The following is a 10,940-nucleotide window of genomic DNA, read 5'->3' as shown; positions in this document are numbered from 1 at the left end:
CTCCTTGAGGGAATCAGATTCCCTCAAGGAGCCCTTCACGGACGGCTTCGGGAGCAGGGAGCGGCGAGGGTCGGCCGCATCGCCGCAGCTGCCAGCCGCCCCGCGCCGCATGCCACCGCGTAGCCCTGCGGGGAGACCCCGTTTGCGCAGGGTTCTCGCGTCGCGCGGCTGCCCTGACGCGTGACGCCGAAGGTCCGTGAGGGGAACCCTGAGGGACTCTGAGTCCCTCAGGGTTCCCCTCACGGACCTTCGCCAAGAGCGGAGCCACGCGACCAGGCTGACCCCAGGCGGTGCTCCGCACCCCTGGCCAGCCACCGCGACAACGAACCCGCCACACACCGCACCGCTGAGAAACCTCATTGGGGGCATTTCGTCAGGAACAGGGCGGAGGGCTCGGTCCGGTGCGGGGCGCGGCCGCACCGGACCGAGCCTGGCCGGGTGGCCACCGGACCCGAGGGGTCAGGTGGCCGAAGGTCAGGCGATCAACTGCCGTAACTGGCCTGCTTCACCGCGAACACGTTCCGGTTCCCGGCCCCCTCCTGCAGGGACCACAAGAGATCCGCGTCCTTCGGGTCCTCCCAGTACGAGATGCTCTCCCCGCTGCTCACCCAGGCGTGCGTGGCCGGGCCCGCCGTCGGGGTCCAGTAGTAGAGCTGCTTCTGGGCGGAGGAGTTGAACCACCAGCGGCCGTTGTGCGAGGCGACGCCGTTGAGGTTGTACCAGGGCAGCTGCAGGGCCTGGCTCGCCGTCGTCGAGGCGGCGAACGTCGTCGCTCCCGAGGCGAACGGGAAGCGCACCGCGCGCGGCGGGCGGTTGGGGTAGTCCGTGCAGTCCGCCTTGCAGGTGTACTCGGTCATCACGATCGACTTGCTCACCCGGTCCAGCGAGATGCTCGACCAGGCCAGGTTCGTGCCGGACGTGGTGTGCGCGGCGACCGTGCCGACCTGCGGCAGGACGTAGCGGTAGTTGTGCGCGTAGTACTGGCCGCCGGAAAGGCCGATCTGATCGGCCGTGCCGCCCGAGTTGACCTCGAGGATCTTGCGCATGTCGAAGACCCGCATGCCGCCACCGGTGTCGGCGACGTACAGGTAGTCGCCGTACCAGGAGACGCCGCCGGCGTGGATCGGGATGTCCTTGTAGTTCGGCGAAGCGGTGGTGCCGGTCGGTTCGACGAGCAGGATCTTGCGGTACTTGTTCGGATAGGTCGCGTCCCAATCGGCGAGCGTGATCCGGCTGCGGACCTGTTTGCCGCCGCATTTGTCGCGCGTGTACCAGCTGACCGCGACGAGCTGGTGCCCGTCGTAGTTGCCGCCGTTGTCGCCGCCGACCGCGTCGCGGCTGGTGGTGATGCCCTGCGGATAGTTGGTGCAGTCGCTGTTGTCGCCGTCGTCGAAGCGGAATCCGCCGGTGAGGCCGGCCGGGTTGAACGTCGAGGGCAGCGGTTGGCGGTCGTGGTTCGCGTTGTCCATCACCGTGTGCACTGGCACGGTGTGCAGCTTCGACGACAGGCCCGAGTAGGCCGCGTCGTACTTGTGATAGTCCGAGGTCAGCGTGTACTGGCTGGCGGGCAGCGTGGTCGGCCCGGCGGCGGCGGACGCGTTCGTGGCGCTCGCGGTGAGCGCTGTGGCGGCGATGAGCGCGGCGCCGCATCCGGCGGTGATTCGATGACGCATGAACATGACTCCCCCAGAAGTCTGATTGTTCGGCCGCCCCAAGGTAGGGGGTGGCCTTGCGGCGGGGCAAGCAGTTGCCGCCCAGCCGAAAGGCGCCATCCGCCGGTGGACGGATGGCGCCTTTCCGTGCTCAGAATCCGATCGCGGTACAGGCAGTGGTCGTTGACTTCGACGGGTCGGCGATCGACGTCGCGGTCAGCCGGACACGAGCGGTGTGCGGTGCGTCCGCCGAGCGTTTCGCGTACGCCTGGACTTGCGTCGAGCTGCCGAACTTGGCGGTGGCCAAGGCGTTCGGGAGCCGGACTTCCCAGCCTCGAGCGTCGGTGGACGCGGTCAGCCGGTAGGTGTCCTGGTCGTACGGGGCCGCCGCGCCGCGTGCCGAACCCTGATTCGACAGGCGGAAGTCGCAGGTGGCCAGCCCGCCGCGGGTGAACGCGGGCAGTGCGGGCCACAGCCACGCGCCCCGCGCCTGCGGTCCGGCACCGTCGAGCGACGCGACGGTGACCGTGTACGACAGCACGCCGCGGCTGTCCCGGTCGAGGTCGGTGACGAGGAACCGCAACCGGTTGGCCTCGTCGGTGTACTCGTAGCCGCCGGCCGCGCCGGTGCCCGCCTTGAACGTGGCGTCGTTGAGCTGCCGGTAGTCGCCGACGGTGATCTTGACCGGCGTGCCGTCCGGGCGGACGTAGTCGGTCAGGCCGATGTCCTGCGGGTTCGCGTCGACGATCCATTCGAACGGCGCGGCATCCTTGGCCTTGGTCTTGGCCAGCAGGACGCCGGAATCCGGCGCGAACGAGTCCGAACCCATCCGGTCGACGACCTCGAGGCTGTAGTGATCGTACCCCCCGCCGTCGCACTTCGGATCGGTCGCCGGATCGCACTTGGGCGAACGGTCGCCGCCGGTGAGCGCGATCGTGACGCCCGCGTACGCGCCGGTCGCGGGCTCCGCTTCCCGAGCGGTCACGCGAGCGGTGACCGGACCGGTCGTGGCGAGCTGATTCCGGTCCAGGTTCAGGACGGCCTTCGGATCGACGATGCCGAGCTTGAGTTTGTTGCGCAGCATGTGGTGCGCGCCCATCGAACCGCCTTCGGTCGCCGGGATCTGCCAGCGCGTGTGCGGGCCGCCGGGGCCGTTGAAACTCCCGCGCGACAACATTTCCCACGGCCCGGTGTACGAGCGCCGGGGCGGGTCGCCGAACGGGTTGTTGTAGTTGTCGCCGATGCCGAGGATGTGGCTGAACTCGTGCGCGAACACGCCCTGGCCGGAGCTTTCGGCCTGGGTCGAGGATCCGTTGGCCGCGTTGGGCCAGATGGTCGACGCCGAGGCCCACGACGTCCACGGCACATAGCGCGTGTGCGCCCAGTTCTGGTCGCCGGGTTTGCTGCCCGGCGGGCCGAATTCGGCGGGCACGTTCTCCTTCGTGCCGAACTTCATCTCGCCGAATTCCTGCCACGTCGAGCTTTCGTCCTGGCCCGCGGAGAGGAAGAAGATGAAGTCGAACTGGTCGGCCACCGGACCGACGTCGGCGCGCCACGCGTCGCCCGCGTCCTTGCGCAGGTCGCGGGTGCAGTCGGCGTTCGCCGGACAGTCCTCCGGCTGCATTTCCATGCCGTACTCGAAGGATTTGCCGGGCATCCGGTAGGGGCCGAACGCGGTGAGGTCGACGCCGAACCGGCCGCCGGAGTCCTCCATCCAGTACTCGTTGATGGTGTGGCCGTGGTTCAGGGTTTCGGGTTTGTTGAGGAAATCCTGGTAGTGCTGCGCGACTTTTTCCCGCGGCAGATTGCTCGCCGACGGCGACGGATTGCCGAAGACGGTCGAATGCGGCGGCTTCGTGACGACGAAGTCCGCGTCCGGGTAGTCGGCGAGCACGACGGCGCCCTTGAACTTGCGCACGGTCGGTTTCAGCGACGGATCGGCCCAGTTGGTGCCGGGCACGTGGCGGTAGTCCTGCCAGGTCATGCTCGCCTGGTCGGCCCAATGCGCGGAGTCGAGCGGCGCGGGCCAGCCCCCGGTGAGCGGATCGGCCGCGGCGGTCCCGGCGAGCAGCGCGGGTGCCAGTGCGGCGATCGCCACGACTACGGCTGCGCGACCGCGGGCGCGCCGGGTGCGGGCGACCCCGAGGCGGCTGATCCGGGCGCGGGCCGTCCGGGCGCTGGTGGTCCAGGCGCGGTCGGCGCCGAGCCGGATGCTGCCGAGGCCGGTGGTCCGGGTGCGGTGATTCCGGCGGGGTAAGGGGGATCTCATCCTCGCTCCTCACTTCTCCGCCGGTCCGCCCGGCGGTCCCGAGGCCCGACGCTAACGGTGATCGTTAGGCGGGCGAACGAAATCCACCCCGCTGCCGCACGACGAAAGTCGGGCAAGACAGGGGCAAAGGTGCGAATGGCGCAGCGCGACCGGCCGGGTGCGGCGGGCGGTCCGTGAGGGGAACCTTCACGGACTCTGAGTCCCTCAGGGTTCCCCTCACGACCTCCAAGTCAGTGAAGGTGACTCACGGACCAGCGCAAGTCCGTGAGGGTTCCCTTCACGGACTTGGGTCCCCTCAAGGAGCCCTTCACGGCCAACAGCGGTCCGTGAAGGGCCCCTTCACGGACTTAGATTCCCTCAAGGAGCCCTTCACGGACCTTCGGAGAACTAGCGCGGCCTCAGCCCAGACGGCGGGCGGTGACGAAGCGGGCGCGCCCCGTGTAGTCCGGGTGGTCCTCGACCCCGGTCAGCACCCGCCGCGCTCGCACCAGTGCGGGGACTGCCGAGCCGTGGGTGTCGTCGTGTTCGATCGCCAGGCCGCCGCCGGGGCGCAGCAATCGCGCACCGGCCGCGATCGCGTGCCGGATCACCGCCAGGCCGCTTTCCTCGGCGAAGACCGCGCGGGCTGGGTCGTGCTCGCCGACTTCCGGCGGGACTGGCGTGCCCTCCGGCACGTAAGGCGGGTTGCACAGCACCAGATCGACGAGACCGTCGAGTTCGGCGAACATCGTCGGGTCGGCGATGTCGCCGGAGTAGAGCCGGATCGGGGTGTTGCCCGCCGCGGTGTGCACGTCGGCGTTGTGCCGGGCCCAGGCGAGCGCCTGCGGGTCGACGTCGACCGCGTAGACCACCGCGTCCGGGCGTTCGTGCGCGAGCGCCAGCGCCAGCGCGCCGGAGCCGGTGCACAGGTCGACCACCACCGGGTATTCGCGGCCCTGCAGGAACTTCACGCCCCATTCGAGCAACAACTCAGTCTCCGGGCGCGGGACGAACACGCCCGCGCCGACGTTGACGGTGATGTTGCCGAGCGCGGCCCAGCCGGTCAGATATTGCAGCGGGATCCGCTTGGCGCGCTGCGCGACCAGCTGCCCGATCGCGTCGATCACCGGCGGGTCGACCAGCGGCACCATCGGCAGCCTGCCCCGTTCGACGCCGAGCACGTGCGCGGCGATGAGATCCGCGTCCGACCGCGGCGATTCCACGCCCGCCTCGGTGAGGATCCGGGTGGCCTCCATGATGGCCAGGCGCAGCGGCTGCCGATTCACTGGTCGTCCTTCACTCGTCGAAGCTGCCCCCAACGGGGGTGCTGCTCAGCGTATCGACCCGCGGCCCGCGCGGGCCTCACGCCTGGCCGAGATACCCGGACAGGACTTCGCGGCGCTGGGCGAGATCCCCGATCCGGCGCTCCACCTCGGCCAGTTCCCCGCGCAGCCTGCGGACCAGGTCGGGGCACAGGTCCAGGTGCGCGGCGGGACCGATCGCGCAGTCGAGCATCTGGGCGATCATCTCCGTGGTCAGGCCCGCGGCCAGCAGTTTCCGGATCTGGCACACCCGGACGACGGCCTCCTCGCCGTACACCCGGTAGCCGCTCGTGTTGCGCGCCGAGTCCAGGAGCCCCTGTTCGCCGTAGTAGCGCAGCAGCCGCGGCGCGACGCCGGTGCGCTGCGCGAGTTCGCCGATCAGCATCCGATTCTCCCCCGCGTCTGGCCTTCACACTGGTGTCAATCTTTAACGTCGCGAACATGACAGAACATTTCGCGCCTCTCGTTCTCGGGGAAGGCCCCGGCCTGTTGCTCGCGCACGGCGCGGGCGGCGGCGTGCGGGCCAATTTCGGCCCGCTGCTGGACGATCTCGCCCGTACGCACACCGTGGTCGGGGCCGATTACCCCGCCGCGGGCGGCACGCTCGACGAACTCGCCGACGGCCTGGTCGCGACCGCCGTCGACGCTGGTGTCGAGCAGTTCACCGTCCTCGGCTACTCGCTCGGCACGGCCGTCGCGGTCCGCGTGGCCACCCGGCATCCCGATCGCGTGACCGGGCTCATCCTTACGGCTGGCCTCGCCCGGCCGGACGCACGGATGGAGCTGGCGCTGGACGTATGGGCTGAGCTGCTGAAGGGCGACCGCACCCTGCTCGCCAAGTTCCTGATGCTGACCGCCTTCAGCGAGCAGTTCCTCGCCACGCTGACACCGGAGCAGCTCACCGCGACGGTCGCCGGGCTGGCCGAATCGGTGCCCGCGGGCACGGCGAAGCAGGTCGAGTTGGTGCGATCCGTCGACACCCGGGCCGAGCTGGCGTCGATCGCGGTCCCGACGCTGGTGATCGCCACGACGCTGGACGCCCTCGTGCCGCCGAGGCATTCGCGCGAGCTGGCCGACGGCATTCCGGGCGCGGAGCTGGTCGAGATCGAGTCCGGGCACGGCATCACCGACGAAGCGCCGGACGCCTGGCTCACCGCGATCCGGAAGGTGCTGCGATGACCCGCCAGGCAGTCCTGCCGAACGAAGCGCCCGACCTGACCCCGCGGCGCCTCGCCGACCTCGCCCGGCTGGCCGAGGAGCTGGGGTACGAATCCGTCTGGCTGCCGGACCACGTGCTGCCGCCGGAACCGTTCGGCGAGGTCTTCGGCGGGGTGTACGAGCCGCTGGCGACGCTCGGCTATCTGGCCGCGGCGACCGAACGGGTGCAGCTGGGCACGTCCGTGGTGATCGCGCCGTTGCGCGAGCCGTATCTGCTGGCCAAGCAGGCCGCGACGATCGACCGCCTGTCCGGGCACCGGCTGATTCTCGGCGTCGGCGCGGGGTGGAACGAGCCGGAGTTCGCGGAGATCGGCGCGGATTTCTCCCGGCGCGGGGCGACGCTGGACGACACGCTTTCGCTGCTGGACCAGCTGTTCACCACCGGACGCGGCCGGGCTGGCGGGTATTTCGAGCCTCGGCCGCAGGGGCGGATTCCGATCCTGGTCGGCGGGAACTCGACGGTCGCGCTGCGCCGCGCGGTTCGGGCCGGGGACCAGTGGCTCAGCGCGGGCCTCTCACCGGAGGCTTTCGCGGAACGAGTCGCGACGCTGGCTCGGCTCGATCCTGGGCGGCGCGTGCGGCGGATCGCCCGGCAGCAGTTCAGCGAGGACCTGAGCGCGGCCGTCGAGACCTACCGTGCGTATCGGGAGGCCGGTGCGGACGCGGTAGCCGTGCATTTCGGCAGTGACGACGGATACGAGGAGCGGATGGCCGCCTTCGCCGCGGCAACCGCCTGACGTCAGCCCCGGGCCCGCCCCATAGACTCCGCCTGGTGAGATCCAGGGACCTGCGCTTCGGCCTCGGGTTATTCGTCGCCTCGCTCGGACTGTTGCTGGTGCGGTTCCTGGTGCCGCGCCCGGTCGGCATGGCCGACAACGGCGACGGCTGGCGATTGCTGTGCCAGCTCGGCGGGCGGCAGCTGGACCGGCCGTCGGAGGGGTTCGTCCGGTTCAGTTACGGGTCCGCGCCGCCGTGTAATTCCGCCTACGTCTCGAGCCAGGCCTGGCTCGACTGGGCGGCGGGCAAGATCGGCGCGTTGTTCGGTGCCTCCGGGGTGCTGAACCTGCTGGTGCTCGGCGTGCTCACCTGCGTGCTGGTCGCCGGCGCGATCACCGTCACGGTGCTCGGCCTCGACCTGAACCGGCGAAACCGGCTGATCGCCACGGTCTTGCTGCTGCTCGTGATGGGCGACTCGGCGTTCTTCGGCTACTTCGCGTCGGTGCTCAGCGAAGGCGCGGCTTTCCTCGGCATCCTGCTGATCTGCGGCGGCCTGTTCCTGTTGCACCGCCCCGGAAAGCTGCGCTGGGCTGGTGCCGCGGTGACTGTCCTCGGTGGACTCATCGGGATCAACGCCAAGTCGCAGACCCTGTTGCTCATCCCGCTTTTCGCGCTCGCGCTGTTGCTGACCCGGCCGTCCGGCGTGCGCGGCCGGAAACGCTGGGTGCTGCCGCTGGCGGTGCTCGCGATTGTGGGCGCGGGCACCCTGGCGGTGCAGTCCCAGGGCGACCCGGCCAACGCGGAATACCGCGAGGCCAACATGTACCACGCGGTCTTCGACTCCATTGTGGACGGAAAGCACGACACGAAGGCCGACCTCGCCGCGCTCGGGCTGCCGGAATCGTTCGAACAGTACGTCGGCACCGGCTGGTGGGGCGAGCGCGCGGCCTGGCACGACCCGCTTTACCCGCAGTACAAGGACAAAATCAGCCGCCGCAACGTGCTGCACTACTACGCGACGCACCCTGGGCGCACCGCCGAAATCCTGCAGCAGGGCGGGGTCGACGCCCTCACCGCGCGTCCGGCAAACCTCGGCAGCTTCGGCGAACTGTCCGGACAGCCGCGGCTGTCGAAGGAATACCGGGTTCCGGTGTTCTCCGGGCTGGCCGCGCTGATCGCGCCGCTCGGGTTGTTCGCGCTGGTGCCGATTTGGGTGCTCGTCGGCTGGGCCGGGGTGCGCGCGTTCCGCCGGAATCGGCGCGAGTACGGGATTGTCGCGTTCCTACTGGTGTTCTTCGCTGCAGGACAGCTGGGGCTGTCTGCGTTGGGCGAAGGCATCGAGGGCGTGAAGCACCAGCTGCTGACGCTGTTCCCGACCGTGCTGGCCGTGGTGTTCGCGGTCCTCAGCCTGCTCCCCCGCGAGGAACGCGCGCCGGAGCACGCTGAAGACCCGACGGCTGACGAAATCCCTGCCGCAGTCTGAGAATCAGCCCGCCTGCGAGGCGAGCCGCTCCTCCCGGTCGGCCGTGGCCAGCGCGTCCAGCACGCCGTCCAGCTCGCCGTCCAGAACCTGATCCAGGTTGTACGCCTTGTAATTCACCCGGTGATCCGAAATCCGGTTCTCCGGGAAGTTGTACGTCCGCACCCGCTCCGAACGGTCCACCGTCCGCACCTGCGAACGACGAGCGTCCGACGCCTTCGCCGCCGCCTCTTCCTCGGCGACCTGCTGAAGCCGCGCCTGCAGCACCTGCAGCGCCCGCGCGCGGTTCTGGATCTGCGACTTCTCGTTCTGGCACGACACGACAATCCCGGTCGGCAGGTGCGTGATCCGCACGGCCGAGTCGGTGGTGTTCACGCTCTGCCCGCCGGGGCCCGAAGAACGAAACACGTCGATACGGAGGTCATTCGGGTCGATTTCGACCTCGACCTCTTCCGGTTCCGGATAAATCAGCACGCCGGAGGCGGACGTGTGGATGCGGCCCTGCGATTCGGTGGCCGGCACGCGCTGCACGCGATGCACCCCGCCCTCGAACTTCAGCCTCGACCACACGCCTTCGACATCCGCGGTCTTGCTCTTGAGCGACAGCGTGACGTCCTTGTAGCCGCCAAGGTCCGACTCCGTCGAGTCGAGCACCTCGGCCTTCCAGTTGTGCCGTTCGGCGTAGCGCAGGTACATCCGCAGCAGGTCGCCGGCGAACAGCGCGGATTCCTCGCCGCCTTCGCCGGACTTGATTTCCATGACGACGTCGGAGCCGTCGTAGGGGTCGCGCGGCAGGAGAAGTTCGGTGAGTTTCGCTTCGAGCTGCGGGATTTTCGCCGCCAGCTCGTCGGCCTCGGCGGCGAACGCCGCGTCCTCGGCCGCGAGTTCCTTGGCCGCGGAAAGATCGTCGCGGGTCTGGTCCAGCTCGCGCACCGCGCGCACGACCGGGCTCAGCTCGGCGTAGCGGCGGCCCAGTTTCCGGGCCCTGGCCTGGTCCGCGTGCACCGCGGGATCGGCGAGCTGCTGTTCCAGCTGTGCGTGCTCGTCGAGCAGCCCCTTGAGCGAACTCGAATCCACTTCGCCGTCTCCCTCTCGCGAACAAGCCCGGACAGAACAACGGCGCCCACCCGGGCGTGCGGGTGGGCGCCGTCGGACAAGCTACTTGGCGTCGGTCTTCTGCTGACGCTTGCCGTAGCGCTTCTCGAACCGGGCAACCCGGCCACCGGTGTCCATGATCTTCTGCTTGCCGGTGTAGAAGGGGTGGCAGTTCGAGCAGATCTCGACGTGGATCTGACCCGACTCCTTCGTGCTGCGGGTGACGAAGTTGTTCCCGCAGTTGCACGTGACGGTCGTGGTCACGTATTCGGGGTGAATACCGCTCTTCATGGTGTCCTCTCTCGTTGGCCCCGGGTCCCCAGTGCGGGGTGAACCGGTGCCGGACTTCAGCGGGTCATTCTGCCAGACGTGCTGGCACGGGCTTCAACACACCCCGGTGACCAGGTATTCCACGGTCCGCCGCGACAGTGGGTAGTGAAGGACATTCGCATTGTACGGATTTTGTACCTGATGGCGTGAAGCTGGCCGAGTTCGTGAATCGCTCACTTACTGGAGGTCCGGACATGCGCACGACCGACCTGCTCACCCGGCTCGCGAAGCCGGCCGCCGTGCTGGCGCTGGCCGCTTCCGCCGCGGTCTTCGCGCCTGCCGCGAACGCCGCCGACGGGATCACCGCCGCGGACGTGAACCCCGCCGCGGGCACGTTCTCGGAGGTGTCCGAGGCGAACCTGACCGGTGCCGCGGACGGCACCCCGGCCGGTGCTGTCGCTTGGTACAAGGCGCACGCCGGCAGCACCGGGTGGGAGCACTACTGCGAGAAGGCCGCCGAGAATTCGTACGGCACCACCGGGGTTTGGGCGTCGGCCAACGCACATTGGAACGGAGCCAGCCCGAAGCACACCAGCGGCAAGCCGCCCGCCGGTTCGTTCGTGTACTGGAACATCAGCGCCTACGGCCACGTCGGCATCGCGGACGGCAACGGCGGGTTCTACGCCACCAGCGTCGGCGGCAAGATCGGCCACGGCAGCTCCACGAGCTACTTCAACAACTACCGCGGCTGGACCCCGGCCGCCGTCCCCCGCCACTGAGTTTTCTCCCCGTGCCACCTCCCCGGTGCGGGGAGAAACGTCCGTGAAGGACTCCTTGGGGGAATCTGATTCCCTCAAGGAGTGCATCAAGGCCCACCACAACCAACACCGCCCCCCCCCCGCAGCCCTGGGGGGGGGCCGGGTTGTGTGTAAAAGGGA

At 69.3% G+C, this 10,940-nt stretch carries 10 protein-coding genes; 4 read left to right on the top strand and 6 right to left on the bottom strand.

Features of this window, described 5'->3' with window-relative positions; all coding sequences use genetic code 11:
- Positions 1-482: 482 nt before the first annotated feature.
- The 4 genes from ACFXI3_RS46135 to ACFXI3_RS46120 form a co-directional block, all read right to left on the bottom strand.
- On the bottom strand, positions 483-1,673 hold the full coding sequence (locus ACFXI3_RS46135) for a hypothetical protein (RefSeq protein ID WP_378408507.1): 1,191 nt from the start codon (positions 1,671-1,673) through the stop codon (positions 483-485).
- Positions 1,674-1,803: 130 nt separating this feature from the next.
- The gene (locus ACFXI3_RS46130; RefSeq protein WP_378408505.1) at positions 1,804-3,921 is read right to left on the bottom strand and encodes a M6 family metalloprotease domain-containing protein; all 2,118 of its coding nucleotides are present in this window, start codon (positions 3,919-3,921) and stop codon (positions 1,804-1,806) included.
- Between the two features lie 398 nt (positions 3,922-4,319).
- Positions 4,320-5,186, bottom strand: a complete 867-nt coding sequence (gene prmC, locus ACFXI3_RS46125) for a peptide chain release factor N(5)-glutamine methyltransferase (RefSeq protein WP_344271416.1) — start codon at positions 5,184-5,186, stop codon at positions 4,320-4,322.
- Between the two features lie 76 nt (positions 5,187-5,262).
- Positions 5,263-5,607: a MerR family transcriptional regulator gene (locus tag ACFXI3_RS46120; protein WP_344271414.1), complete on the bottom strand. Its 345-nt coding sequence runs from the start codon at positions 5,605-5,607 to the stop codon at positions 5,263-5,265.
- Between the two features lie 56 nt (positions 5,608-5,663).
- Here ACFXI3_RS46120 and ACFXI3_RS46115 point away from each other — a divergent pair, with 56 nt between their 5' ends.
- From ACFXI3_RS46115 to ACFXI3_RS46105, 3 genes are read left to right on the top strand one after another with little or no spacing between them, the layout of a single operon-like run.
- Positions 5,664-6,401 carry an alpha/beta fold hydrolase gene (locus ACFXI3_RS46115; protein WP_378408503.1) on the top strand — a complete coding sequence of 246 codons (738 nt, stop codon included), beginning with the start codon at positions 5,664-5,666 and terminating at the stop codon, positions 6,399-6,401.
- The gene (locus ACFXI3_RS46110) at positions 6,398-7,177 is read left to right on the top strand and encodes a TIGR03619 family F420-dependent LLM class oxidoreductase (RefSeq protein WP_378408501.1); all 780 of its coding nucleotides are present in this window, start codon (positions 6,398-6,400) and stop codon (positions 7,175-7,177) included. Before ACFXI3_RS46115 ends, ACFXI3_RS46110 begins: the two co-directional genes overlap by 4 nt.
- Positions 7,178-7,212: 35 nt before the next feature.
- Positions 7,213-8,640: a hypothetical protein gene (locus tag ACFXI3_RS46105; protein ID WP_378408499.1), complete on the top strand. Its 1,428-nt coding sequence runs from the start codon at positions 7,213-7,215 to the stop codon at positions 8,638-8,640.
- Positions 8,641-8,643: 3 nt separating this feature from the next.
- Here ACFXI3_RS46105 and prfA read toward each other — a convergent pair whose 3' ends face one another.
- Together prfA and rpmE are read right to left on the bottom strand one after the other, a co-directional pair.
- On the bottom strand, positions 8,644-9,714 hold the full coding sequence (gene prfA / locus ACFXI3_RS46100; protein ID WP_344271403.1) for a peptide chain release factor 1: 1,071 nt from the start codon (positions 9,712-9,714) through the stop codon (positions 8,644-8,646).
- Between the two features lie 81 nt (positions 9,715-9,795).
- Entirely contained in the window at positions 9,796-10,023 is a 228-nt protein-coding gene (gene rpmE / locus ACFXI3_RS46095) for a 50S ribosomal protein L31 (RefSeq protein WP_043832086.1), read from the bottom strand.
- A gap of 233 nt (positions 10,024-10,256) precedes the next feature.
- Between rpmE and ACFXI3_RS46090 the strand changes: the two genes are divergently transcribed.
- A complete protein-coding gene (locus ACFXI3_RS46090; protein ID WP_344271396.1) occupies positions 10,257-10,781 on the top strand; it encodes a CHAP domain-containing protein in 525 nt (174 codons plus the stop codon).
- Positions 10,782-10,940: the final 159 nt, after the last annotated feature.

The organism is Amycolatopsis sp. NPDC059235 (genome assembly GCF_042754125.1).
In the GTDB taxonomy this organism is placed as follows: Bacteria; Actinomycetota; Actinomycetes; order Mycobacteriales; family Pseudonocardiaceae; genus Amycolatopsis; species Amycolatopsis albidoflava.
Note: the sequence above shows the minus strand (reverse complement) of the source record. Positions and strands in the feature narration are given on the sequence as shown.

Bases quoted from the DNA above. Each gene is read 5' to 3' on its own strand.
- ACFXI3_RS46130 (WP_378408505.1), bottom strand. From the start codon at position 3,921: ATGAGATCCCCCTTACCCCGCCGGAATCACCGCACCCGGACCACCGGC.
- ACFXI3_RS46110 (WP_378408501.1), top strand. From the start codon at position 6,398: ATGACCCGCCAGGCAGTCCTGCCGAACGAAGCGCCCGACCTGACCCCG.
- ACFXI3_RS46120 (WP_344271414.1), bottom strand. From the start codon at position 5,607: ATGCTGATCGGCGAACTCGCGCAGCGCACCGGCGTCGCGCCGCGGCTG.
- ACFXI3_RS46115 (WP_378408503.1), top strand. From the start codon at position 5,664: ATGACAGAACATTTCGCGCCTCTCGTTCTCGGGGAAGGCCCCGGCCTG.
- ACFXI3_RS46090 (WP_344271396.1), top strand. From the start codon at position 10,257: ATGCGCACGACCGACCTGCTCACCCGGCTCGCGAAGCCGGCCGCCGTG.
- rpmE (WP_043832086.1), bottom strand. From the start codon at position 10,023: ATGAAGAGCGGTATTCACCCCGAATACGTGACCACGACCGTCACGTGC.
- ACFXI3_RS46135 (WP_378408507.1), bottom strand. From the start codon at position 1,673: ATGCGTCATCGAATCACCGCCGGATGCGGCGCCGCGCTCATCGCCGCC.